This window comes from Riemerella anatipestifer, assembly GCF_035666175.1.
Classification (GTDB): domain Bacteria; phylum Bacteroidota; class Bacteroidia; order Flavobacteriales; family Weeksellaceae; genus Riemerella; species Riemerella anatipestifer_D.
In genome coordinates, this window is record NZ_CP142016.1 from 77,942 (window position 1) to 102,967 (window position 25,026).

22 protein-coding genes are annotated in these 25,026 nt (G+C 34.0%); 17 read left to right on the top strand and 5 right to left on the bottom strand.

The features are described 5' to 3' along the window. Positions 1 to 5 precede the first annotated feature (5 nt). The gene (locus VIX88_RS00345; protein WP_064970145.1) at positions 6 to 1,319 is read right to left on the bottom strand and encodes a M16 family metallopeptidase; all 1,314 of its coding nucleotides are present in this window, start codon (positions 1,317 to 1,319) and stop codon (positions 6 to 8) included. A gap of 252 nt (positions 1,320 to 1,571) precedes the next feature. On the opposite strand from VIX88_RS00345, the gene VIX88_RS00350 reads away from it, so the two are divergent. From VIX88_RS00350 to VIX88_RS00425, 16 genes are all read left to right on the top strand, one after another. Further along, entirely contained in the window at positions 1,572 to 3,911 is a 2,340-nt protein-coding gene (locus VIX88_RS00350) for an ATP-dependent helicase (protein ID WP_153926617.1), read from the top strand. Between the two features lie 54 nt (positions 3,912 to 3,965). Next, positions 3,966 to 6,773, top strand: a complete 2,808-nt coding sequence (polA, locus tag VIX88_RS00355; protein WP_064970147.1) for a DNA polymerase I — start codon at positions 3,966 to 3,968, stop codon at positions 6,771 to 6,773. An 80-nt stretch (positions 6,774 to 6,853) separates the two neighbouring features. After that, complete coding sequence (locus VIX88_RS00360; protein WP_064970148.1) at positions 6,854 to 7,543, top strand: porin family protein; 690 nt, start codon at positions 6,854 to 6,856, stop codon at positions 7,541 to 7,543. A gap of 78 nt (positions 7,544 to 7,621) precedes the next feature. Beyond that, positions 7,622 to 8,302: an outer membrane beta-barrel protein gene (locus VIX88_RS00365; protein WP_064970149.1), complete on the top strand. Its 681-nt coding sequence runs from the start codon at positions 7,622 to 7,624 to the stop codon at positions 8,300 to 8,302. A 43-nt stretch (positions 8,303 to 8,345) separates the two neighbouring features. Beyond that, on the top strand, positions 8,346 to 9,191 hold the full coding sequence (locus VIX88_RS00370) for a glycosyltransferase family 2 protein (RefSeq protein ID WP_064970150.1): 846 nt from the start codon (positions 8,346 to 8,348) through the stop codon (positions 9,189 to 9,191). 19 nt (positions 9,192 to 9,210) lie between these two features. Next, positions 9,211 to 10,179: a PhoH family protein gene (locus VIX88_RS00375; protein ID WP_310503710.1), complete on the top strand. Its 969-nt coding sequence runs from the start codon at positions 9,211 to 9,213 to the stop codon at positions 10,177 to 10,179. Between the two features lie 92 nt (positions 10,180 to 10,271). Continuing rightward, the gene (locus VIX88_RS00380) at positions 10,272 to 10,604 is read left to right on the top strand and encodes a hypothetical protein (RefSeq protein WP_237190346.1); all 333 of its coding nucleotides are present in this window, start codon (positions 10,272 to 10,274) and stop codon (positions 10,602 to 10,604) included. A gap of 319 nt (positions 10,605 to 10,923) precedes the next feature. Next, positions 10,924 to 11,445, top strand: coding sequence for a C40 family peptidase (locus tag VIX88_RS00385; RefSeq protein WP_064970152.1), 522 nt, complete (start codon positions 10,924 to 10,926; stop codon positions 11,443 to 11,445). Between the two features lie 14 nt (positions 11,446 to 11,459). After that, a complete protein-coding gene (locus VIX88_RS00390; protein ID WP_064970153.1) occupies positions 11,460 to 12,272 on the top strand; it encodes a 2,3,4,5-tetrahydropyridine-2,6-dicarboxylate N-succinyltransferase in 813 nt (270 codons plus the stop codon). Between the two features lie 5 nt (positions 12,273 to 12,277). Continuing rightward, on the top strand, positions 12,278 to 13,453 hold the full coding sequence (locus tag VIX88_RS00395) for a glycosyltransferase family 87 protein (protein WP_004919386.1): 1,176 nt from the start codon (positions 12,278 to 12,280) through the stop codon (positions 13,451 to 13,453). 15 nt (positions 13,454 to 13,468) lie between these two features. After that, entirely contained in the window at positions 13,469 to 14,398 is a 930-nt protein-coding gene (locus VIX88_RS00400) for a glycosyltransferase (protein ID WP_064970154.1), read from the top strand. A 5-nt stretch (positions 14,399 to 14,403) separates the two neighbouring features. Further along, positions 14,404 to 15,177 carry a polysaccharide deacetylase family protein gene (locus VIX88_RS00405; protein ID WP_004919382.1) on the top strand — a complete coding sequence of 258 codons (774 nt, stop codon included), beginning with the start codon at positions 14,404 to 14,406 and terminating at the stop codon, positions 15,175 to 15,177. A 5-nt stretch (positions 15,178 to 15,182) separates the two neighbouring features. Then, positions 15,183 to 16,277: a glycosyltransferase family 4 protein gene (locus tag VIX88_RS00410; protein WP_064970155.1), complete on the top strand. Its 1,095-nt coding sequence runs from the start codon at positions 15,183 to 15,185 to the stop codon at positions 16,275 to 16,277. A 91-nt stretch (positions 16,278 to 16,368) separates the two neighbouring features. Beyond that, positions 16,369 to 17,607, top strand: coding sequence for a phosphoribosylamine--glycine ligase (gene purD / locus VIX88_RS00415; protein ID WP_214193940.1), 1,239 nt, complete (start codon positions 16,369 to 16,371; stop codon positions 17,605 to 17,607). A 93-nt stretch (positions 17,608 to 17,700) separates the two neighbouring features. Next, entirely contained in the window at positions 17,701 to 19,230 is a 1,530-nt protein-coding gene (gene guaA, locus VIX88_RS00420; RefSeq protein WP_064970156.1) for a glutamine-hydrolyzing GMP synthase, read from the top strand. A 30-nt stretch (positions 19,231 to 19,260) separates the two neighbouring features. Beyond that, positions 19,261 to 20,142: a mechanosensitive ion channel family protein gene (locus tag VIX88_RS00425; protein ID WP_064970157.1), complete on the top strand. Its 882-nt coding sequence runs from the start codon at positions 19,261 to 19,263 to the stop codon at positions 20,140 to 20,142. A gap of 44 nt (positions 20,143 to 20,186) precedes the next feature. Here the strand turns inward: VIX88_RS00425 and VIX88_RS00430 are convergent, their stop codons facing one another. The 4 genes from VIX88_RS00430 to VIX88_RS00445 are packed head-to-tail and all read right to left on the bottom strand — an operon-like array spanning position 20,187 to position 23,888. Then, a complete protein-coding gene (locus VIX88_RS00430) occupies positions 20,187 to 21,425 on the bottom strand; it encodes a DUF1015 domain-containing protein (protein WP_004919369.1) in 1,239 nt (412 codons plus the stop codon). A gap of 1 nt (position 21,426) precedes the next feature. Next, positions 21,427 to 22,380 (bottom strand): D-2-hydroxyacid dehydrogenase, encoded by a 954-nt coding sequence (locus VIX88_RS00435; RefSeq protein WP_064970158.1) that lies wholly within the window; start codon positions 22,378 to 22,380, stop codon positions 21,427 to 21,429. Between the two features lie 15 nt (positions 22,381 to 22,395). Next, positions 22,396 to 23,505, bottom strand: a complete 1,110-nt coding sequence (gene serC, locus VIX88_RS00440) for a 3-phosphoserine/phosphohydroxythreonine transaminase (protein ID WP_185114016.1) — start codon at positions 23,503 to 23,505, stop codon at positions 22,396 to 22,398. Between the two features lie 32 nt (positions 23,506 to 23,537). Then, positions 23,538 to 23,888 carry a 4Fe-4S dicluster domain-containing protein gene (locus tag VIX88_RS00445; RefSeq protein WP_004919366.1) on the bottom strand — a complete coding sequence of 117 codons (351 nt, stop codon included), beginning with the start codon at positions 23,886 to 23,888 and terminating at the stop codon, positions 23,538 to 23,540. Between the two features lie 56 nt (positions 23,889 to 23,944). Between VIX88_RS00445 and VIX88_RS00450 the strand changes: the two genes are divergently transcribed. Continuing rightward, on the top strand, positions 23,945 to 24,979 hold the full coding sequence (locus VIX88_RS00450; protein ID WP_038693166.1) for an acyl-CoA reductase: 1,035 nt from the start codon (positions 23,945 to 23,947) through the stop codon (positions 24,977 to 24,979). The last annotated feature ends 47 nt before the right edge of the window (positions 24,980 to 25,026 follow it).

Below are 25,026 nucleotides of genomic sequence, written 5' to 3' on the forward strand. Positions count from 1 at the left end.
TAGAATTATTTTTTTTGAGGTAAATAATTGATGTTGATTCTTTGATTTGGATTAAGGTATTTAATCGCTGCTTGTTTTAAATCTTCACGGGTGATAGAACGGTAGATATCTATCTCTTTATTGATAAGATTAGTATCTCCTTTTAAAACATAGCTATCTGCTAGAGAATGAGCGATACCTTCTACAGTAGAATTAGAATTTACAAACTGATTTTCAAACTGGTTTTGAAGTTTTTGATAATCTTCTTCTGAGATTAGTGTAGTTTGTAGTTTTTTGATTTCAGCATCTATATCCTTTTCTAATGTAGCTTTGGTAGTAGCTCCCATAGGTATTGCAAAGAATGCGAAGATGCTATAATCCTCCATACCAATATTAGCCGCTTGTACTTGTAAAGCCTTTTTCTCCTGATCTACCAACTTCTTGTATAAAACAGAAGACTTACCACTACTTAAATAACTGCCCAACATTTCTAAAACATAAGCATCTTTTTCTTTATTAGAAGGCGTTCTGTAAGTAAACACATACGCTGGAATTTGGATATTATTATCATAAACCGTTACCTCCTCTTGTTTTGTAATAGGCGTTTCTTTGGGGAAGTCTCTAGTAATTTCTGCACCTCTAGGAATAGTAGAGTAGTATTCGTTAATCCATTTTTTAGTTTGTTCAGGATTGATGTCTCCAGCCACAACTAAAGTAGCATTATTAGGTACATAATACTTTTTAAAGAAATTTTGAAACTCCTCTAATTTAGCTGCATTTAAGTCTTCCATAGAGCCAATGGTAGTTCCTTTGTAAGGGTGATTTTTAAAGGCAGAAGTTAAAATACTATTAAACAGATTTCCGTAAGGTTGGTTATCCATTCTTAGTCTTTTTTCTTCTTTCACAACCTCTCTTTGTGTATCTACACCCACTTGATTGATGATAGGGTGTCTCATTCTTTCAGCTTCCATCCAAAGTCCAAGTTGAGTATTGTTAGAAGGAAAGGTTTCGTAGTAATATGTTCTATCTCCATTGGTATTAGCATTGTTATTACCTCCGTTAGAAGAAACTACTTTAAACCATTCACCTCTTTTGATATTTGGAGTTCCTTCAAATAAAAGGTGTTCAAAAAAGTGAGCAAACCCTGTTCTACCTTCCATTTCGTCTTTAGCACCTACATGGTACATTACTGCGGTAGTAACTACAGGAGCCGAATTGTCTTGATGGAGAATTACATGAAGTCCGTTAGGGAGGTCGTACTCCTCAAATTTGATTTGTTGTGCATTTAGCAGAGCTCCCGCGAAAGTAGCCACTGCCAAAGAGAAAAACTTTTTTTTCATTACGATATTAAATTTATTTTTTGTTTTTAATTTCTTAAAGCGATTAGTAGGATTTTCTAATGATTTGTTACAAAGTTAGAATGTTTTAATTGAATTTTCTTATAAAGAAATGTTAATTTTATCATCAGTAAAAGTTAATGATTTAGTATAACCAAATTTCTAACTAAAGACCATCATCGGTATTTTTTTTAATCGTTTATAGGTTGTAAATTTGTGGGATTTTTGGAGAGAAAATATTAAAAAAGCATTTCTATGGCAGATTATTTGAAGGGATTAAATGAAGCTCAGTACAAAGCAGTGACTACAATACAGGGACCACTAATGGTATTGGCAGGAGCTGGTTCTGGTAAAACACGTGTGCTTACGATGCGTATTGCACATCTAATTACCAATGGAGTAGACCCTTTTAATATACTTGCACTTACCTTTACCAACAAAGCCGCTAGAGAAATGAAAGAGAGAATTGCCAAAGTGGTCGGAGAAAGCGATGCTAAAAGTCTATGGATGGGGACTTTTCACTCAGTCTTTGCAAGAATATTGAGAAGCGAAGCTCATTACTTAGGATTTCCTTCCAACTTTACCATTTACGACTCTCAAGATGCTCTTAATGTACTTAAGAAGGTCATTAAAGACCTTAATATAGACTCTGATTTATACAAACCTAAAAAAGTACAAGCCAGAATCTCTCAATACAAAAACAATCTCATCACCGTAAGGGCTTACTATAACAATCCTGAACTTATGGAAAACGATGCCCGAGCAAATATGAAACTCATTGGACAAATTTATCAGAAATATGTGGAGGTTTGTTTTAAAAACGGAGCAATGGATTTTGATGACTTGCTTTTGAGAACCAACGAACTTCTCACGCGTTTCCCCGAAGTTCTTGCAAAATATCAAGATAGATTTAGATACATTTTAGTAGATGAGTATCAGGATACCAACCATTCTCAATATCTTATTGTAAAGGCGTTAGCCTCCAAATTTGAAAATATTTGTGTCGTGGGAGATGATGCCCAATCTATTTACTCTTTTAGAGGAGCTAATATTTACAACATTCTTAACTTTAAAAAAGATTATCCAGATGCCGTAACGGTTTCACTAGAGCAAAATTACCGTTCTACACAGAATATTGTAAATGCTGCTAATGTGGTGATTGCTAAAAACCAGCAACAGTTCAAAAAGAATGTATTTAGTGCCAATGAAGAAGGCGAAAAACTTAAAGTTTACCGTTCACTTTCAGATGCCGACGAAGCCAACTTTGTTGCCGCCAACATTTGGGAACTGCACAACTCTCAACAAAGAATGTTCAATGAGTTTGCTATTTTATATAGAACAAACTCTCAAACTAGAGCTTTTGAAGATGCTTTAAGGCGAAAAAATATTCCATACCGTGTCTATGGTGGATTGTCTTTTTATCAAAGGAAAGAGGTTAAAGATTTACTAGCCTATCTAAGACTTTTGGTAAATGAAAACGATGCCGAGGCACTCACAAGAATCATCAACTATCCCGTGAGAGGTATAGGCGAAACTACACAAAATAAACTTATTGTTTACGCAGATGGGCAAGGGTTGTCTTTAGCTCAAGTTCTATCAGATTTGCCATTTCACACACCTAGATTAGGGCTTAACAATTCGGCTCTCAATAAGCTAAATGATTTTTGGCAAATGATAAAAGCATTCCAAGTGATGCTTAAAACCGAAAATGCCTACACCGTTGCAATGGAAGTGGCTAAAAGAAGTGGGCTCATCAAAAACCTAAAAGACGACCAAACTCCCGAAGGGATTTCTAGATTAGAAAACATACAAGAATTGATGAACTCAATGCAAGGTTTCATTGAGGAACAGCAGCAACTTGAAGAAGGCGATGCTAGCCTTTCTAACTTTTTAGAAAATATTGCTCTTTCGGCGGATACTCAAGACAAACCAGACGGTAGTGAGGATATGGTTTCTCTAATGACAATACACCTTTCCAAAGGTCTAGAATTTCCTGTGGTACACCTCGTGGGGTTAGAGGAAAATCTGTTTCCGAGTTTTATGAGCAGTAGCTCCCGAGAAGAATTGGAGGAGGAGCGAAGACTCTTCTATGTGGCTTTAACTCGTGCCGAAAAACAAGCTTATCTTTCCTATGCGGTTTCTCGTTTCCAATGGGGAAAAATTACAGACTCGGAGCCGAGCAGATTTCTTAGCGAAATAGATGCTCAATATTTAGACTTCCTTAATGCAAGTATGGAAAGACGTTTTGTAAATCATTCAGGGATTAAATCTAATATTTTTGATGATACTCCATCAGCTCCAATCGCTTTTAAAAAGAAAGAACCTAAGAAAACCATCAATCGTACAGAAACGAGTTTTCAGCCTAAAGAACCTAAGAAACTAAAACCGTTAGCATCAGCTAAAATTAACAATCCTGTTGGTGGAACAATGCAAGATATACAAGTAGGCGATAGAGTAAGACACGACAGGTTTGGTATGGGAGAGGTTATTTTTATTGATGGTACCGATGCTACCAACATCAAAGCAAAAGTTCATTTTGAACACGAAGGCGAAAAAAACTTAATTTTAAAGTTTGCTAGACTAGAGAAGCTCTAAGATTTAGTAGGAAATCTCAACTATTAGAAAAAAGATTTTGTTTATCTTTGCTCTATGACTGAGAACACCGATAAAAAACTGTATCTTGTAGATGCCTACGCAATGATTTTTAGAGGCTACTATGCCTTTATCAGAAATCCTAGACTTACCACTGATGGATTAGACACTTCCGCTATCTATGGTTTTACTAATTCTCTTATTGAGTTAATTAAAAGAGAACGTCCTACTCACTTAGCCGTCGTTTTTGATGTGGGAAGGCAAAATGTAAGACACGAAGATTTTTCTGACTATAAAGCCAACAGAGCTGAAACTCCAGAGGCAATAAAAATTGCAGTGCCTTACATTCATCGTATTTTAAAGGCAATGCATATCCCAATTTTGGGAGTAGAAGGCTACGAGGCAGATGATGTTATAGGCACTATTGCAGGCAAAGCAGAGAAGCAAGGTTACGAAGTGTTTATGGTAACGCCAGATAAAGATTTTGCACAACTAGTTACAGAGCATATAAAAATCTATAAACCAGGGTTAAAAGGTGGCGATATTGAAATCTTAGGCGTAAAGGAAGTTTTAGAAAAATACGAAATAGAAAACCCTAAGCAGATTATAGACTATCTGGGAATGATGGGCGACTCGGTGGATAATATCCCTGGGCTTGAAGGAGTGGGAGAAAAGACCGCAAAAAAATTCATCAAGGAGTATGGCTCTATGGAAAATCTTCTAGCCAATACTCATCAGCTTAAAGGTAAATTAAGAGAAAAGGTGGAAGCCTCTGCAGAGCGTGGTCTAATGTCAAAAAAACTAGCCACCATACTTTGTGATGCTCCCATAGAATTCCACCAGGAGGAGTACGATTTAGAAACACCTAACTTTGAAGAAGTAAAACAAATTTTTGAAGAGATAGAATTCCGAAGATTGTACGAAAATCTTTACAAAGCCTTCTCTACTGAAAAATCGGTAGAGGAAAAACAATCGAATAAAGACTCTGTTCAGTCGCCAGTACAATTAGATTTATTTTCAGATTTTGAAGCGTTAGAACAGGCTACAACTACAAAGCATACCATAGAAGACCGAGAGCATCTCTATCAATATATAGATACAGAAAAAGGTCAGCTTTTGCTCCTACAAAATCTATTGAAACAAAAAGCGGTTTGTTTTGATACAGAAACCACCTCTTTAGATGAGATGGAAGCAGAGCTTATAGGCATTAGTTTCAGTTATAAAAAAGGCTTGGCTTATTACGTTCCAATCCCTGAAAATAGAGCGGAGGCACAGGCTATTGTAGAGCGTTTTCGTCCGTTTTTTGAAAAGGAAAGCATCTTAAAAATTGCTCATAATCTAAAATATGACTACAAGGTACTCCTAAATTACGGTATAGAAGTTACAGGTAATTTATTTGATACAATGATTGCCCACTACTTGCTCAATCCTGATGGCAGACACGGCATGGATTATCTTTCGGAAATGTACCTTAACTATAAGCCTATAGCATTAGAAACTTTAATTGGCAAAAAAGGAAAAGGGCAAAAAACATTACGAGAAATTGACTTACCAACACAAACACAATACGCCGCAGAAGATGCTGATATTACCTTTCAATTGTACGAAATTTTTTCGCCTCAATTAAAAAAAGAAGAGGTAGAAGAGGTATTTTATAAGATAGAAATGCCTTTAGTTAAAGTCTTAGCTAAAATGGAACTAACGGGCGTAGCTTTAGATGAAGAATGGCTAAAAGATGAAAGTATTAGCTTGGAGCAAGATTTAAAAATTTTAGAAGGACAAATATTTGAACAGGCGGGAGAAGAGTTTAATATTAACTCTCCTAAACAGTTAGGAGATATATTATTTGAAAAATTAAAATTAGACCCTAAAGCTAAGAAGACGAAAACAGGACAGTATTCCACTTCGGAAGATGTTTTGCAAAAACTTTCTCATAAACACGAGATTATCAAGTTAATTTTGGAATACCGCCAATTACAAAAGCTAAAATCTACTTATGTAGATGCTTTGCCAAATCAAATCAGTCCAATAGATGGCAGAGTGCATACCAGCTTTGCCCAAACGGTAGCCGCTACAGGAAGACTGGCTAGTAATAATCCTAATTTACAGAATATCCCTATAAGAACGGAACGAGGACAACAGGTAAGAGGTGCTTTTGTAGCTCCAAAAGGTTCTAAAATTGTTTCAGCGGATTATTCTCAAATAGAACTTCGTCTTATTGCAGAAATTTCTGGAGAGGAAACAATGATAAAGGCATTTAAGGAGGGGCAGGACATTCACGCTTCTACGGCTTCCAAATTATTTGATGTTCCTTTGAATGAAGTGTCTAAAACTCAAAGAAGCCAAGCTAAAACAGTTAATTTTGGTATTATTTATGGACAAAGTGCTTTCGCTTTAGCAGACCAAACAGGTCTTTCTAGAACTGATGCTAAACAACTCATAGACTCCTATTACGAAACTTATCCAAAGTTAAAAGCCTTTATGACAGAGCAAGTTCAAGTGGCTAGAAAAAAAGGCTATGTAGAAACTATCATGGGAAGAAAAAGACACCTTAAAGATATAAACTCTAACAATTTTGTAGTAAGAGGACATGCAGAAAGAAATGCTGTAAACGCCCCAATACAAGGTAGTGCTGCTGATATTATAAAACTGGCAATGATAAAAATAGATTCTGAAATAAAAGCTCAAGGTTTAAAAACCAAAATGCTTTTACAGGTACACGATGAATTGGTATTTGAAGTTCCAAATGAAGAGATAGAAGTTGCGACTACTTTAATAAAACAAGAAATGGAAACTGCTTATTCCACTAAAGTACCATTGCTTACAGAGGTTGGGGTAGGAGATAATTGGCTAGAAGCTCATTAAGTGTGATGAAAATCATTTGCACTCTCAAATGATTTAGGTTTATATTTGTAAAATAACGATTGAAATAAAAATTATTAAAAATGAAAAAAATTTTATTAGCTAGTGCGATTGCACTTTTTGGAGGATTGAATGCACAAGTTAAATATGGTTTAAAGGCTGGTTATAACCTATCTAATGTAAGTTTAGGTACTCCAGCAACTAGTGTTAAAGTGCTTTTAGGTAACAAGTCTGGATTCAATGCTGGAGGTTTTGTAGAATATGGTTTTGGAAAAAATCTTAGCTTACAGGGGGAAGTTCTTTATAGCAATGTAGGTGCTAAATTAACAGCTGATGTTAATAAAATTAAATCTGCAAAAGATCTTTTAGACGCTGGTTTTTCTGGATTAAACGTAAAAAAAGCTTCAGCTACTATCTCTATGCATCAAGTGTCTGTACCAGTTTCTTTGAAATATTCATTTGATAAATTTTCTATTTTAGGAGGTTTCTCAGTTAATTTCAATGCTGGTGTGAGTACTAAAATTGAAGCTGATGGAACAGATGTTAAAAAGTCTATTGAGGCTGATAGCGAAATCAAACTAGACGATACAATAAAATCAGAGTTAGCATCAGCAAACTTTGGTTTACATTTAGGTGCTGAGTACATGTTTACTAAAAATATGTTTGTAGATGCTAGATATAACTGTGGTGTATCTTCGCTTAATAAAAACTATACAGATTTTGCTAAACTTAGACAAAGATACTTCCAAATTGGCTTAGGATATAAGTTCTAATTTTTATAGTTATATTATTTAAAATAGTTTTAGGGTTGCTTTTTTACTAAGGCAACCTTATATTTTATAACAGCCATAATGAGATTATTTATAATTCTATTTATTAGTTGTGGACTTAAAGCTCAATATTTTAAGCAAAACAGAACTATTTTTGCAGGAGCTAGTCTTTCTAATATAATTGTTAATTTTGATGATGCCACTTCTTTAAAATTAGTGTCAGGGAAAAAGTTGGGATATTTTATTGGGGTTACTAAAAACTATAATATATCTGACAAATATTTTTTAGACGCTAGAATCAAACTTTCTGAAACGGGAGGCACAATAAAAAATTCTACTTATTTTATTAAGACTAAATTTCCTAATGATTTGGAAAAATACCGAAATGCATTACTCAAGATTTCTATTTACCAAATTGCAATAGAAACCAATATAGGGATACAAAGTAAATATATTAGTATTTATGGAGGATTACAACCATCGCTAGTTGTATACGGAATATATAAAGAAAACCATCTGCAATCTATTGAAAGAAAACCATCTGAAGAAGGTAAGGATATTAAAACTAATGAAATAAGGAACAATATCAATTTATTCAATATAAAGGCTCAAGCAGGAATAACGGTTAATGTATCCAAAAACTATTTTATAGATATGAGTTATCACTTTGGACTACATAAAGTAGCTTCCATAAATGCATTTAATAATTCTTTAAACTTTAATCAATCTATAATTCAAATAGGAGGAGGTGTTTATTTTTAGAGGAATATTTATATTTGCTAAGAATTTTTATAGTTAAACCAATTTGAGATTCCTTATCATCATACCTGCACATAATGAAGAAGATAGTATTTTGCTATGTTTAAACTCTTTAGCAAAACAGACTTATCAAAATTTTGACTGCATTATTGTAAATGATGGCTCTACGGATAAAACAAAAGAATTGGTAGAAAGTTTCATTAAAGAGAACCTTTCTTTTAAACTCAAAAATTTAGACGCTTCCTTTCATCAGCCTGGGGCAAAGGTCGTTCAAACTTTTTATCGAGGCTTAGAGGAAGTTTCTTTAGCTGATTATGATGTTATTTGTAAATTTGATGCTGATATTATCTTTCCATCACAATATTTAGAAAACATAAATGAAGTCTACACGGAAAACTCTAAAGCAGGTATGGTCTCTGGGCTGGTGTACGTTCAAAATGATAAAGGAGAATGGGTTTATGAAAATTTATCCTCAAGAAATCACGTCAGAGGTCCTATAAAATCTTACCGGAAAGATTGTTTTTTCGCAATGAATGGACTTCGCTCCGTATTGGGTTGGGATAATATAGATGTAATGTTAGCTCAAATGAATGGTTATGAGGTAATTACTATTAAAAATATTTGGGTAAAACATCTAAGACCCACAGCTTATAAGTACAAATCTCAAAAGGCTGAAAAATTGGGAGAATATTTTTATAATATAGGACTTAATTTGCCTTTAGCGATGATATCATCTGCGAAGTCGTCTTTTAAAAATCGTTCCTTTTCAGAATTTTTTATAACAATGAAGAGCTTTTTATCTCAAAATAAGCCTTTGCAATTAACTCAAGAAGAAATTAAATTCATCAGAAATTTGAGAAATCCTCTAAAAAAAATGTTTAATAAACAATAAATCTGTCACTTAATAATATATGGAATTAACCTACGAGATTTCAGGAATAGAAATTAAAACCTTTTACGGAGTTCAAAATCAGTTTTTTAATTTGATAAAATCTTCGTTTCCTACCCTTAAAATAACTGGGAGAGACCATTTTATATTCGCTATGGGAAATCCCGAAACTTTGGAAGTATTAAAAGAAAAATTGGACGATATTGTAAAATTTATCACTAAACATAATACGATTACCATTAAAGATGTAGAAAGTATCTTGATGATAAAAGACGAAAAGGAAAAACAACTTGTCTTTGACCAAGATATTATCGTGAAAGGAGTTCAAGGGAAAATCATTAAAGCTAAAACAACCAATCTCAAAAAACTCGTAAAGGAAACCGAAACAAAAGATATGGTATTCGCCATAGGTCCTGCGGGTACAGGAAAAACTTATACCAGTGTGGCGTTAGCAGTAAGAGCTTTAAAGGAAAAACAAGTAAGACGAATTATCCTCACACGCCCTGCGGTGGAGGCAGGGGAGAGCCTTGGTTTTTTACCTGGAGACTTAAAAGAAAAACTAGACCCTTATTTACAACCGCTTTATGATGCTTTACGAGATATGATACCACACGAAAAGCTAGAAGGGTTTATTGAGAAAAAAGTGATAGAAGTAGCACCCTTAGCTTTTATGAGAGGGCGAACTTTGGACGATGCTTTTGTAATATTAGATGAAGCACAAAACACAACTCATGCCCAAATGAAAATGTTTTTAAGAAGAATGGGGATGAATGCTAAATTCATAATTACAGGCGACCCCACACAGGTAGATTTACCATATAAGCAAAAATCAGGCTTGAAAGAAGCTATGCATATTCTAGAAAACATTAAGGAAATAGGTTTTGTATATCTCAACGAAGCCGATGTGGTAAGGCACCCTGTAGTTAGAAAGATAATTTCTGCTTATAACGAGGAAGAAAAAAGACAGAGTGCAAAGGAATATGATAAATGAAGATATTAAATTAGAATATGATAAAAGTCATTTTGGTTTTAAAATAAAATATCTTTCTTTGCGAGATAAAGAAACGAATAAAATTTAAAATAATGAAAAAACTATTTTTAGCAGGTGCTTTGGCACTTTTTGGAGCTGTTAATGCTCAAAGTAATGGTCACTTTAAACTTGGGGCTAATGTAAGCTTGCCAGTGGGTAGCTTTGGTGATCTTTATTCTGTAGGTATAGGTGCTGACTTAGGTTATATGTTCAAAGTAGCTAAAGACTTTGAATTAGGTGCTGTAACTGGTTATACACATTTCTTTGGAAAAGAGTTTAAGTATGGTATTCCAGGATATGAAGTAACAGTGAAAAATGATGGTGTTGGAGTTATTCCAGTAGCTGTGCGTCTGCTAAATACAATATTACACCTGAGTTCTTTCTAGGAACAGACTTAGGGGTTGCTTTCTATACAGTAAAAGATTCAGGTACAGCATTTTACTATAATCCAAAAGTAGGTTACCAATTCTCTAATAATGAGATTGCTCTTTCTTACAAAGGATTTAGCCGAGATGGAGGAAATTCAGGAGCTGTTAGTTTAGGATACTTCTATAATTTCTAGTAGAAAATTGTTCTAGTAATATTGGGGTTGGAAAGATTTTTCCAACCCTTTTTGTAATAAATGAGAGGAACTTATCTTTATGTAAATTGCAAAATAGACTGAAATTAGTCTATTTTTTTGTATTTTTGGAGCAAATTGGAATAATGAGAAGATTTATTGGTTTTGTGCTATTTTCTGTACTATTAGTTAGCTGTGGAACTTCTAAGAAACCCACAACTACAAGCAAAGTTAGTAAAGTTGCATCTAAAACATTATCTTCAGAAAATTCAGGAGTAGTCACTAAAGAGGCTAGAAAAATAATTAAAACAGCCGAAAAATATTTAGGCGTTCCTTATAAATATGCCGGAAATACTTCATCTGGTTTTGATTGCTCTGGTCTAGTTTCTAAAGTTTTTATAGAGAATAATAAAACCCTTCCTAGGCGTTCAACAGATCAGGCATTGGAGGGGAATAGTATATCTGTTAAAGAAATTAAAGCAGGAGATTTAGTTTTTTTCGCAACTATGGGAGGTGCTAAAGTCTCTCATGTGGGTATTGTTCATACCATAGAAACCGATGGGGAAATTAAATTTATCCATGCTTCAACTTCTAAAGGAGTTATTATTTCGTCTCTAAACGAAACTTACTGGAACAAATCTTTTTTATTTGCAAGAAGAATACTTTAATATAAAATACAAATATGTCATTACAACAAACAATAGAAAATCTTTGGGAGAACAGAGATTTATTACAAAATGAAGAAAACCAAAAAGCAATTAGAGAAGTTATTGCTAAACTAGACAAAGGAGAGCTTCGTGTAGCTGAACCTACGGCTAACGGCTGGCAAGTAAACGAATGGGTAAAAAAGGCGGTAGTAATGTATTTTCCTATTCAAAAGATGGAAACTATCGAAGTAGGACCTTTTGAGTTTCATGATAAAATGCCTTTGAAAAGAAACTACGCTGAAAAAGGAGTAAGAGTAGTGCCTCATGCTGTGGCTAGAGAAGGGGCTTACATAGCATCTGGGGTTATTATGATGCCATCTTATGTAAACATTGGGGCATATGTAGATAGTGGTACTATGGTAGATACTTGGGCTACAGTGGGAAGTTGTGCTCAAATAGGTAAAAATGTACATCTAAGTGGAGGAGTTGGTATTGGAGGGGTTTTAGAGCCATTACAAGCAGCACCTGTAATTATAGAAGATGATGTTTTTGTGGGATCTAGATGCATTGTAGTAGAAGGTGTACATGTGGAAAAAGAAGCGGTTTTAGGTGCTAATGTGGTACTAACAGGTTCTACTAAGATTATAGATGTAACAGGAGAGCAACCTGTTGAATATAAAGGGAGAGTACCAGCTCGTTCAGTAGTAATTCCAGGAAGTCTTACCAAGAAATTCCCAGCAGGAGAGTATCAAGTACCTTGTGCTTTAATTATAGGAAAAAGAAAAGAATCAACAGATAAGAAAACTTCTCTTAACGATGCTTTAAGAGAGAATAATGTAGCGGTATAGTCTTTATGTCTGTAAAAACAAAATTGCTAAAATGGTTCTATAATCCAAAAGTAATTTTTGGGGTTTATTCCTTGGCGGCTATTTTTTCTGCACTTAGTAAATATTTTCACGGGAAAGAGGCTTATAATAATTATTTGTTATTCAAATATGTATTCTTCCATACAGTAGATAAGAAGAATTTATATGCACAATATCCTGAACTTTACTTTGATAGCAACCATTACGGAATATTCTTTAGTACGATAATAATGCCTTTCGCATTGATGCCAGATGCATTAGGAATGGTCTTGTGGAATTTAGCAAATGTATGGCTGCTGATGTACGCATTCGCTAAGCTACCCATATCTACTAATAAAAAAACATTGTTAGCATGGTTGTGTTTACAGGAATATATTACAGCAGCAGTAAGTTTTCAATTTAATGTTGGGCTTACTGCCTTGCTTATATTATCAGCCATTTATGTTGATAACAAAAAGGAAATACATGCGTCTGTAGCTATTTTGACTGGCTTTTTTGTGAAAATTTATGGGATTGCAGGGTTAGCATTTTTCCCCTTTATATCGAATAAAAAGAAGTTTATTTTTTCCTCTTTAGGAGTTTTTGTTCTCTTTTTAATTCTGCCTATGCTCCTATCTGATATGCATTTTGGACTTCAGTCTTACCTAGATTGGTATCAGTCTTTAAGTGGAAAAAATCTATCTAATCAGATTTTAGGAAATAGACAAGATTTTTCTTTAATGGGAATTGTAAGGCGAGTTCTTGGAGACCCTAATATATCAAACTTAGTATTTTTGGTACCTGGAATTATTCTCTTTGCATTGCCGTATATTAGGTTTTCACAATATAAAGCCACGGCTTTCAGACTAATGATATTAGCTTCTACACTTTTGTTTATAGTTTTATTTAGTTCAGGTTCAGAATCACCTACTTATATTATTGCGGTTGCTGGAGTTATGATATGGTTTGTAATACAAAAAAATCAAACCTTTACCACAATGGCTCTTATGCTTTTCGTAATGGTATTGACTTGTTTTAGCTTTTCAGATTTATTTCCGAGGTCTATAAAAGAAGATTATGTTATTAAGTATTCTCTAAAAGCATTGCCTTGTTGTTTAGTTTGGTTTAGAATACTTTATGAATTATTGGTAAAAGATTTTGAAAAAGATTATTCATTAACCTAGTATTGTATTTATTCTATGAAAACTATTTCTATTGTCATACCAGCACATAATGAGGAGAATAACATTAGACCTATATGTGCAGAGATAAAAAAAGTGATGGAAGGCATACCTGATTATGACTTTGAAATTATCTTTGTAAATGATGGGAGTAGAGATGGCACTCAACGAGTTTTAGAGGAAGCTTCTAAAGAAATAAAAGAAGTTAAATACATTGAATTTTCAAGGAACTTTGGACATCAATGTGCTGTAAAGGCGGGAATGGATTTTGCCAAAGGAAATGCCGTTGTTTCTATGGATGCGGATATGCAGCATCCTCCCAGATTGATTCCCAAAATGATAAAAAAATGGGAAGAAGGCTATGATATAGTTTATACCATAAGAGCTTATCCTAAAGAAATTTCTTTTTTCAAAAAAACAACTTCCAAATGGTTTTATAACTTTTTATCCAAAATATCGGATATTGATTTAACTAAAGGTGGTGGTTCTGATTTCAGATTGATGGACGCTTCCGTTATTGATATTATCCGAAATGTAAAAGAAGAGGATCTTTTTTTAAGAGGGTGGACGAATTGGGTTGGTTTTAAACAAACGGGCGTAAGTTTTGTTGCAGCTGAAAGATTATCAGGAGAGAGCAGCTACAATCTAAAGAAAATGATTAGTTTCGCGTTTACAGGAATAACATCATTTAGTATAAAACCGCTTTATTTGGCGGCTTATTTAGGTTTTTTCTTTTCCATATTGGCGGTATTCATTTATATACCTTATGTGGTGTATGCATTTTGGTCAGATACGGAAATCTCTGGTTGGGCATCTCTAATTATGACAATGGTCTTTTTTGGTGGGGTTCAGCTTATTATTCTTGGAATAATGGGGATTTATCTAGGGAAGATTTTTAAACAAGTTAAAGAACGCCCCAATTATATTATTAGAACAAAAAACTTTTAAACTAAATGGTTCTACTCTCGTTTGATATAGAAGAATTTGATATGCCCCTAGAATACCAAGGGGATATCCCTTTTGAGGAACAACTAAAAGTATCTCAAGAGGGGTTAAAGAACATATTGAAAATATTAAAAAAGCATCAAATAAAGGCGACTTTTTTTTCTACAGTAGTTTTCGCAGAAAATAGTCAGGATTTAATTCATCAGTTACTATCAGAAGGACACGAACTTGCCTCACACACTTGGCACCATTCAAAATTTGAAGATGCCGATTTAAAAAAATCAAAAGAGCATCTTAGTTCTTTATTTAACACACAAGTGGTAGGACTAAGAATGCCTAGAATGCAACCTGTTAAAGAGGAAGAAGTAAGTAAAGCAGGGTATTTATACAATTCTTCTATCAACCCTACCTTTTTGCCAGGAAGATATAACAATTTACATATTTCTAAAACATACTTTAAAGAAAATAATGTTTGGCAAATACCAGCCTCTGTTTCTTTATTAAGAGTACCTTTGTTTTGGCTTAGTTTTCATAATTTCCCAATATTTATATACAAACTACTGGCTAAATTTACTTTAAAAAGAGATGGTTATCTTAATATCTATTTCCATCCTTGGGAATTTTCTAACATTAGTAAAAAAAGTTACAAACTACCGTCCTATACTACCAAAAATATAGGAGAACTTATGGTAAAAAGATTTGATAATTTTGTATCTTGGTTAAAGAACAAGGGTGAAACATTTGTAACTTATAAAGAATTTTTAGCTGAAAAAACAAAATAATTATTATGAAAATAGCCTTCGATGCCAAAAGATTTTTTCATAATACCTCAGGTCTAGGGAATTATTCTAGAGATTTGGTAAGGATTTTAGCTTCAGAATTTTCGCAATACCAATACTATCTTCTAGCTGAAAAAATAAGTGAAAGAGGAAAAGATATTTTAACATTACCCAATGTTACTTTTAAAGAAATATCCAAAGGATTTTTAGCGAGGCAAAGGCAAATGGGAACTGATGCTCAGAATTTAAAAGCCGATATCTTTCACGGACTTTCTGGAGAACTCCCTCTGATATGGAATGATAGAGCAATTAAAAAAGTGGTAACTATTCATGATTTAATTTTCTTGCGTTACCCTCAGTTTTATTCTTTCTTTGACAGGAAAATTCATTTTTGGAAATTTAAAAAGGCAGCTCAACAAGCAGATGTTATCATTGCCATTTCGGAACAAACAAAAAGAGATATTATTAAATACCTAAATGTTTCGGAAAAGAAGATAAAAGTGGTTTATCAAGGCTGTCATAAAGCTTTTAAGAACCAACTAAGCCCCAGCGAGCTTACTAAAATTACTGTAAAGTATCAATTACCAAAGCGTTTCATACTAAGTGTTGGCACTATAGAAGAAAGAAAAAACTTACTTAATGTAATTAAGGCTTTAGATGGCACAGGTATCCCTTTAGTGGTAGTAGGTAGAAAAACAAAATATCAAAAAGAAGTTGATAAAACACTAGCTCAAACCAAAGTAGAAGTCCATTTTTTAGAAAATGTATCTATGAAGGAGCTGGCAGGGATTTATCAGTTGGCAGATATATTTATTTATCCCAGCCTTTTTGAAGGTTTTGGCATTCCTGTTATAGAGGCTTTATATTCAGGCACTCCTGTTATTACAAGTAATATAAGCAGTATGCCAGAAGCTGGTGGTCCAGATTCTACTTACATCAATCCACAGAATATATCAGATATTAAATCCAAAATCCTATTTCTATGGAATAATGAAGCGGAAAGAAAACGCCGTTCAGAAAAAGGATTAGACTATGTTCAGAAGTTTAATGATGAAAATATAGCTACCGACTTAATGGAAGTTTATAAGGAGGTACTAAGTTAACTACAAGTTAAAATTAAAAAAGAATTTAAAATATTAAGTTCAAATTTGTATTTTTGTGCAAATCGTTACTTAAATAAAAAAACAAAAAATAATGAGAATACTAATCGTTGGAAATGGAGGTAGAGAATCTGCTCTAGCTATGAAACTCAAAGATGATAAAAGAGTTACCCAAATGTATTTTGCTAAAGGCAATGCCACTACGCAAGCCCTAGGTAAGACAGCACACGAGACAGATATTAAATACCTAAGAGATTTTGCTATCAAAGAAAAAATAGATTTAACCATTGTAGGACCAGAAGCTCCATTAGTAGACGGTTTAGTAGATGAGTTTAAAAAATTTGATTTAAAAGTTTTTGGTCCCAATCAAAAGGCAGTTAGTTTAGAAGGCAGTAAGGCATTTTCTAAAAAATTTATGCAAAAGCATGGAGTTAAAACAGCTGTTGCAAAAGTTTTTGATGCTTATGGAGAAGCCAAAGAATATTTGAAAAATAAAAATTATCCTTTAGTTATCAAAGCAAGTGGCTTAGCTGGAGGGAAAGGTGTAGTTATTTGTGAAGATTATGATGAAGCATTGGCTACCCTTGATGATTTTATGATTAGAAGAATCTACGGAGATGCAGGTATTAGAGTTGTGATAGAGGAGTATTTAAGAGGATTTGAAGCTTCTATCATTGCTTTCTCTAATGGCAAAGAACTTTTCCCGTGTATACCAGTGAAAGACTATAAGAAGGTAGGCAACGGAGATAAAGGAGCAAATACAGGAGGAATGGGTAGTGTGGCTCCAAGCCCAGAGTTTACAGAGGCTCACATGGAAGACTTCAAGAAAAATATACTCACCCCAACTATTCAAGGGCTTAAAGCTGATGAACTTGAGTTTAAAGGATTTATCTTCTTTGGTCTGATGGTAACAGCTGATGGTTGCTACTGTTTAGAATACAATATGAGATTAGGTGACCCTGAAACACAGGTGATTATGCCATTGTTGGAAAATAATCTTATTGATGTTATTGAAGATTGTTTAGCAGGTAAAGAAGTGGAGCTTAAATTCAAAGACGAAAAAGCCGTATGTTTGGTAATGTGTTCTGGAGGTTATCCTAGAAATATAGAAACAGGGTACGAAATAACAGGCTTAGATAAGGTAACTCATAGCCAAGTCCTATTTGCAGGGGCTACTATACAAGGGGAAAGAGTCATTACTAACGGAGGGCGAGTGGTTAATTTTGTAGCCACAGCTCCAACTTATGAGGAAGCACGAAAGAAAGTTTATGCTGATGCTCATACAGTAAATTTTGATTATGCTTTTTATCGTGATGATATTGCTAAATTTTAATCAGATTATAATTATATAACTAAATATTGAAAAGTAATTATGTGAAATTTGTTAATAATTTCCATAGTTACTTTTTGTCTAAATAAACCATCTATGCAAAACGGAATTATTATATTAGACTTCGGTTCTCAGTACAACCAACTGATAGGAAGACGTATTAGAGAAATGGAAGTTTACTCTGAAGTATTGCCTTACAATACACCTATTGAAGTCATATTAGAAAAGAACCCAAAAGGGATTATCTTATCTGGTGGGCCTAGCTCTGTAAATGCGGAAAATGCCCATTTGGTAGACAAAGCTTTGTTTGAACAATCAATTCCTGTATTAGGAATCTGCTATGGCATGCAGTTAACGACTCATCTGCTTGGAGGCACTGTTAAAAAAGGTATCAAAGGGGAATACGGCAAAGCTGAGCTTAAAATACAACAATCGTCTAAATTATTTCAAGGTGTTTCGGAAGAATCTATTGTTTGGATGAGCCATTTTGATGAAGTAGAAGTAGTACCAGAAGGTTTTACTATTAACGCTAAAACAGAAGTAATTTCAGCTATTTCAAATGAAGATAGAGACATTTATTGCGTTCAGTTTCACCCAGAAGTTTCCCATACGGAAGAAGGTGTTAAGATGTTGGAAAACTTTGTCTTTAATATTTGTAAGGCAGAGAAAAACTGGAAACTTACTAGCTATATAGACCGTACTGTAGAAGAAATTAGACAAAAGGTAGGCAATCAGAAAGTGATATTAGGACTATCTGGAGGTGTGGATTCTTCTGTAGCAGCGGTTTTAATCCATAAAGCTATTGGCTCTCAACTAACTTGTATTTTTGTAGATACAGGGCTTTTAAGAAAAAACGAAGCACAGAAGGTAATGGAAAATTATGGTTCTCATTTCAATCTTAACATTAAGCTGATAGATGCTTCAGAGAGATTTTTATCAAAATTAAAAGGTGTTTCAGACCCTGAACAAAAACGAAAAATCATCGGAAATGAGTTTGTAGCTGTTTTTGATGAAGAATCTCATAAAATAGAAGGTGCCAAGTTCTTAGCACAAGGAACGATTTATCCAGATGTGATAGAATCTCAATCGGTTAAAGGTCCATCTGCAGTTATAAAATCCCATCACAATGTGGGTGGTTTGCCTGAAGATATGGAGTTTGAACTTTTAGAACCTTTGAGAGAGCTTTTCAAAGATGAAGTAAGAAAAGTAGGAGAGGAGTTGGGGATTCCACATCATTTGGTTTACAGACATCCGTTTCCGGGACCTGGATTAGGTATTAGAATTTTGGGTGAAGTAGATGCTGAAAAAGCTAAAATATTGCAAGAAGCCGATGATATTTTTATAGAAGAACTTTATAAAAATGATTTATACGATAAGGTGTCTCAAGCGTTTGTGGTATTACTTCCTGTGAAATCGGTAGGAGTTATGGGAGACGAGAGAACTTATGAATACACAGCTGTGGTGCGTTCTGCAAATACAATAGACTTTATGACGGCAACCTTTAGTAAATTTCCTTGGGAGTTCTTAGAAAAGGTATCTAATAGAATCATCAATGAAGTTAAAGGTATCAATAGAGTAGTTTATGATATCTCTAGTAAACCACCTGCAACTATAGAATGGGAGTAAAAGTAAAATTTTTAAAAAGAACGAAATAATATGTTTTTAAATACTACGGAACAGTCATTTACAAAAAATGTTGGCTCTGCTTGGGATAAAACCTATGAGAAATTAGAAGATTGGCAGCAGTCCATATTTTCTAATATTCCTAACTTTATTGTAGCAATTTTTGTTTTTACAGTCGCTCTATTTTTATCAAGAATTATTTATAGAGTTGTTGTTAGTCTACTTTACAAAACATCTTTACAAGATTCTGCTAAAAATGTAATTGCCAGAATGGTATCTATAGGAGTTATTATGCTTGGGATTATACTCGTTTTGGTAGTTCTTAACCTTAATGGTGTTTTAAATACGATTCTTGCGGGTGCTGGGGTTATGGGGTTAGCCGTAGGTCTAGCATTACAAGGAACGCTATCTAATACCTTCTCAGGAGTGGTACTTTCTTTAGTGAAAAATATCAGAATTGGCGATTGGGTATCCTCAAATAATTTCTCTGGTCAAATTATGGATATAGACTTTAGAATGACTACGATAAAAGATATAGATAATAATATTGTATTGATACCTAATAAATTAGTGTTAGACTCACCGATAAAAAATGCTTCTTTGACTCCTCAAAGAAGACTTATCTTAACCTGCGGTGTGGGGTATGAGTCTGATTTAGATAAAGTTAAAGAAATTGTTCTAGAAACAGTAAAAAAAACGGTTGAATATTTAGTAGAGGAAGAAGAAATTACTTTCCTCTATACCTCGTTTGGAGATAGTGCTATTGATTTTGAATTGAGATGTATGCTCAATGTTAGCTCTGGCTTGTTGGTAGCACAACAAAAAAGTAATCTTATTACTGCCCTAAAGAAAAGGTTTGATGAGGAAGGTATAAATATACCATTTCCTATTAGAACTTTTAAATTTGAACAATAGAATAGAAAAGCCTTGCTTCTTCTAGGATAAGAGCAAGGCTTTTTTTATTTCATATCGTACATCACCATTGCGGTCATCAGTTTTGGAGATATTAGAGTAGATTTAGGTGGCATTTTTTGATTTAAGTCGGATATTTTAACCAAATCATTAAAACTTACTGGATAAACCCCAAAAGCAACTTGATATTCGTTTGAGTCTACCTTGTCTTTTAATTTTAGTATTCCGTTAATATCAGAAGTTCCCTTTAAAAATTTAACTCTATCCGAAATCTTAGAGTTTTCTATACCTAAAATTGGTTTTAGAATAAACTTTTCTAAAAGGTAATGATCCATACTCTCCAATCCTTCTTCCGTAGGACGAAGGTCGTGTTTAATGTGTAGACTATAAAATTTCCCATCTAAATACATACTGATATGGAATTTTTTAGAAGGGAAATAAGGCGTTTCTCCCTTTTCATAGATAAGGAAATCTTGCTCCAATCGTTTTAAGAAATCTTCCTTAGAAAATCCGTTAAGGTCTTTTATCAATCTGTTGTAATCGTGTATTTTTATAGACTGATTAGATACAATGAAACTATAAACAAAGTTATAACCTTCTGTACCTAAACTCTTTTTGTTTTTCTCTCTTTGTAATTTTGCATTCAATGCAGCAGAGCCAATTCTATGGTGTCCGTCGGCTATGTAGAAAGAGTCTATTTGGTCTATAACCTCTTTAAACTGTTGGAGTTTTAGGCGGTTATCTATTTTCCAAACTTTATGACAAATATTTTGGTCATCTTTGAAATTTATGATAGGAATGTTTTTCTCCTCAAGATTCATCAACATTTCTACCTTTGAGTTTGCTGGATAGGTAAGGAGTACAGGTTCTGCTTGTAGTTCTACCTTACCAAGGTATTCGGCTAACCTTTCTTTTTTATGTGTAATAGTAGCCTCGTGCTTTTTTATTTTGCCATTCCAAAAATCTTCTACAGAAACTAATCCTAATAAACCTCTGAAAACGGTTTTGTTAGGCATTATTTGCTCGTATAAGTAGTAAGAAGCGGCATCTTGCATAAGATTACTCTTTGCTATTTCTTCGTAGTTATTTCTTACCTTTCTTAAATTTCTGTTTACATCTTTGGATTTACTGCATATATAGGGCTTTACCATATTGATGTAGCTTCCTTCTATGTTCGCTTTTTCAGCTATCACATCATCAGTATAGTTATCCAACGGACGAGTGGGAAATATGTTAATGTACTCGCTTCTTGGTCTTACTCCTTTAAATGGTTTAAATGTAGGCATTTTACGAATTAAAGTTTATAATTTGTTGAGCAAGTTCTGTTCCGATTCTTTCTTGGGCTTCAAGAGTGTTGCCTCCTAAATGAGGACTTAATGAAAGGCTAGGATTCATAAGTAAAGATAAAGATGGCTCTGGCTCATTCTCAAAAACATCTAGAGCAGCGCCTGCTATTTTACCGTTTTCAATAAATTCTAGTAAAGCTTCCTCATTAAGTACACCACCTCTAGCCGTATTTACAATAAATACACCATCTTTCATACACTCGTACTCAGCAGAATCTAGTATATATCCTTCTGTTTTAGGTGTGTTTATTGTAATGAAATCAGACGAAGACAGTAACTTAGACAAATCGTTTGTAGTTTCTATTTCAAAATCAAGACTTCTCCCATCAAAAAAGTTGAGGGAAATAGTTTCTTTTCTAGCTTTTCTAGTGTAGGCCACGATATTCATTCCTAGGGCAATGCCTATTTTAGCTACTTCTTTACCAATACTTCCTAAACCGATAATTCCTAACGTTTTTCCTGAAAGCTCCACCGCTTTAGTGTAGGCTTTTTTTAAATCTTTAAATTTGGTATCTCCTTCTAGAGGCATCATTCGGTTAGATTCGTGTAAAAATCTTGCCAAAGAGAAGAAATGAGCAAATACCATCTCTGCTACAGATTTAGACGAAGCTAAAGGGGTATTGATGACTTTAATACCTTTGGATAAAGCATAATCTACATCTATATTATCCATTCCTACACCACCTCTACCTATTATTTTGAGGCTAGGGCAGGCATCTATTAAGTCTTTTCTTACTTTGGTGGCACTTCTTACAAGAAGTACATCTATATTATTTTCATTTATAAAGTTGGCTAATTGCTCTTGAGCTACACGATGCTCAACAAACTCTATCCCTGCATTTTTTAACATGGTAATCCCTGCATTGGACATACCATCGTTAGCTAATACTTTCATATTACACATTTACTATTAGTCTAAAGATTTCATAACATCTACCAACACCTGTACACTTTCTAGCGGAAGTGCATTGTAAAGGCTGGCTCTATAACCACCGATACTTCTATGTCCATTAAGTCCATTGATACCTGCTTCTTTCCATAAAGCATCAAACTTTTCTTTTTTAGACTCATCAGTCAATTTAAAGCTCACATTCATCATAGAACGGTCTTCCGCGATAGCAAAACCTTCAAACAGAGGGTTCCTATCTATTTCGTTATAGATGAGTTCTGCTTTAGCTTTATTTTTAGCTTCAGCAGCTGCAATTCCACCATTTTGCTCCAAATGTTGTAGCGTAAGTAATGAGGCATAAACGGCAAAAACAGGAGGTGTATTAAACATAGACTCCTTTTTGATGTGTAGAGAATAATCCAAATAAGAAGGAATCTCTCTTTGTGTTTTTCCTAAAATATCTTTCTTTACAACCACTAATACTGTCCCCGCTGGTCCCATATTTTTTTGTGCTCCAGCATAGATTAAATCAAACTTAGAAAAGTCCAGTTGCCTAGAGAAAATATCCGAACTCATATCACACACCATTGGAACTTCCATTTGAGGAAACTCTTTCATTTGAGTACCATAAATAGTATTATTAGAAGTACAATGGAAATAATCAAAATCTTTCCCAACAGTATAGCTTTTAGGAATATAGCTGTATTGGTCGGCTTTTGATGAGGCTACAATTTCTACATTTCCTAATTTTTGTGCTTCTTTTATTGCCCCTGCTGCCCAGGTCCCCGTATCTAAGTAAGCGGCTTTACCAGTAGTGCTAAGCAAGTTGAAAGGAACCATAACAAACTGCAAACTAGCACCTCCTTGTAAAAACAAGACTTCATAATCATCATTAAGATTCATTAGTCGTTTTACAATAGCTCTAGCTTCGTCCATCACCGCAACGAAGTCTTTAGAACGGTGAGAGATTTCTAATAAAGATAAGCCTAATCCGTTAAAATCAAGCACGGCTTCCGCTGATTTTTGAAAAACCTCTTGTGGAAGTATGCACGGACCAGCACTAAAATTATGTTTTTTATTCATTTTTATTTCTATTAGATTGTTTCTATTTAAAACTAAAACGCCCGCCATTTTCAGTTTAATAGCGAGCGATATTGGGGTGTCTATTCACCGTGTAGAAATGCTTTCTTAGATAATAGTTGTTCTTCTGTTTCTACATTATCTTCATCTGGGATACAACAATCTACAGGACATACAGCAGCACATTGTGGTTCTTCGTGGAAGCCTTTACATTCTGTACATTTGTCCGAAACTATAAAATAGACATCATCATTTACTGGCTCTTGTGGAGCATCTGCATCTACCGTAAGCCCAGAAGGTAGTGTTACCATTCCTTTTAGTTCTGTTCCGTCAGAAGCACGCCAATCTACAGCTCCTTCATATATTGCGTTATTAGGACATTCTGGCTCACAAGCCCCACAGTTAATGCATTCGTCAGTGATTATGATTGCCATTCTTAATAAATTTTTAAATTTGCACAAAGTTATCATATTTTTATACAAAATACCAAATGAATATCAGTATTAAAATTTCGGGCTTAGCTCAACTGGGACTTTTCATAAATCAATTTTTAGAAAAAACAGAAGAGGTTTACTCAGAGGAAGAAGCTTTATTTTCAATGAAACTAAGCCGTTCAGAAATAGAAAATCCTTGGTTTACTCAAGATAGTTTACGGTTTGCGTTAAAGCAATGGGCAGATTTATTAACCGAAGAGAACCTCAATGATTGGGTAAATAGTTATCCCGAAACCAAAGGTGGTAAAAAAGTAGGATTGATATTAGCAGGAAATATTCCTTTAGTGGGATTTCACGATGTTATCACAGTCGTACTTAGTGGGCATATACCTGTTATTAAAATGTCCTCTAAGGATAAACAAATTTTACCTTTTCTCTTGGAAAAATGGGCTTCACTTTCTGAAGGTATAGAATATCAGTTGGTAGAAAAACTGGAAAATTACGACGCTGTGATTGCCACAGGAAGTAATAATACGGCAAGGTATCTAGAATATTACTTTAAGAATAAACCAAATATTATTCGCAAAAACAGAACTTCGGTGGCTGTTCTTTCAGGGAAAGAAACAGATGAAGAATTACAACTTTTAGCCGAAGATATTTTTAGATATTTTGGTTTAGGCTGCCGTAATGTTACGAGGCTTTTCATTCCTCAAGATTTTAAATTAGAGCGTTTGTTTGAAAACTTCGTAGGGTTTCAGGATATTATCAATCATCACAAATATGCCAACAATTACGACTATAACCGAGCGGTTTATCTCCTAAATCAAGAAAATTTTTGGGATAATAATTTTGTAATGCTTAAAGAGGATACTCAACTTTTTAGTCCACTTTCGGTAATTAACTTTAGCCGTTATGATAATCTTGCAGAGATTGAGACTTTTCTAAATGAAAACCATGAAAATATACAGTGTATTGTAAGTCATCTCTGTTTGAGTAGAGGAGAAGTAGGATTTGGTGAGGCTCAAACTCCTAGTTTAAATACCTATGCTGATAATGTGGATACTATGGCTTTTTTAAGAATCATAGACTAATTAGAAATGAATTAAATTTGTTATATTTGTAAAAATTAAAAAAACAA

Coding starts and splice junctions, on each gene's coding strand:
- polA (WP_064970147.1), top strand. CDS start 3,966: ATGACTGAGAACACCGATAAAAAACTGTATCTTGTAGATGCCTACGCA.
- VIX88_RS00410 (WP_064970155.1), top strand. CDS start 15,183: ATGAAAATAGCCTTCGATGCCAAAAGATTTTTTCATAATACCTCAGGT.
- VIX88_RS00350 (WP_153926617.1), top strand. CDS start 1,572: ATGGCAGATTATTTGAAGGGATTAAATGAAGCTCAGTACAAAGCAGTG.
- VIX88_RS00375 (WP_310503710.1), top strand. CDS start 9,211: ATGGAATTAACCTACGAGATTTCAGGAATAGAAATTAAAACCTTTTAC.
- VIX88_RS00400 (WP_064970154.1), top strand. CDS start 13,469: ATGAAAACTATTTCTATTGTCATACCAGCACATAATGAGGAGAATAAC.
- VIX88_RS00425 (WP_064970157.1), top strand. CDS start 19,261: ATGTTTTTAAATACTACGGAACAGTCATTTACAAAAAATGTTGGCTCT.
- VIX88_RS00380 (WP_237190346.1), top strand. CDS start 10,272: ATGAAAAAACTATTTTTAGCAGGTGCTTTGGCACTTTTTGGAGCTGTT.
- VIX88_RS00435 (WP_064970158.1), bottom strand. CDS start 22,380: ATGAAAGTATTAGCTAACGATGGTATGTCCAATGCAGGGATTACCATG.
- VIX88_RS00365 (WP_064970149.1), top strand. CDS start 7,622: ATGAGATTATTTATAATTCTATTTATTAGTTGTGGACTTAAAGCTCAA.
- VIX88_RS00450 (WP_038693166.1), top strand. CDS start 23,945: ATGAATATCAGTATTAAAATTTCGGGCTTAGCTCAACTGGGACTTTTC.
- VIX88_RS00390 (WP_064970153.1), top strand. CDS start 11,460: ATGTCATTACAACAAACAATAGAAAATCTTTGGGAGAACAGAGATTTA.
- purD (WP_214193940.1), top strand. CDS start 16,369: ATGAGAATACTAATCGTTGGAAATGGAGGTAGAGAATCTGCTCTAGCT.
- VIX88_RS00405 (WP_004919382.1), top strand. CDS start 14,404: ATGGTTCTACTCTCGTTTGATATAGAAGAATTTGATATGCCCCTAGAA.
- VIX88_RS00385 (WP_064970152.1), top strand. CDS start 10,924: ATGAGAAGATTTATTGGTTTTGTGCTATTTTCTGTACTATTAGTTAGC.
- VIX88_RS00445 (WP_004919366.1), bottom strand. CDS start 23,888: ATGGCAATCATAATCACTGACGAATGCATTAACTGTGGGGCTTGTGAG.
- VIX88_RS00360 (WP_064970148.1), top strand. CDS start 6,854: ATGAAAAAAATTTTATTAGCTAGTGCGATTGCACTTTTTGGAGGATTG.
- VIX88_RS00395 (WP_004919386.1), top strand. CDS start 12,278: ATGTCTGTAAAAACAAAATTGCTAAAATGGTTCTATAATCCAAAAGTA.
- VIX88_RS00345 (WP_064970145.1), bottom strand. CDS start 1,319: ATGAAAAAAAAGTTTTTCTCTTTGGCAGTGGCTACTTTCGCGGGAGCT.
- serC (WP_185114016.1), bottom strand. CDS start 23,505: ATGGCGGGCGTTTTAGTTTTAAATAGAAACAATCTAATAGAAATAAAA.
- guaA (WP_064970156.1), top strand. CDS start 17,701: ATGCAAAACGGAATTATTATATTAGACTTCGGTTCTCAGTACAACCAA.
- VIX88_RS00430 (WP_004919369.1), bottom strand. CDS start 21,425: ATGCCTACATTTAAACCATTTAAAGGAGTAAGACCAAGAAGCGAGTAC.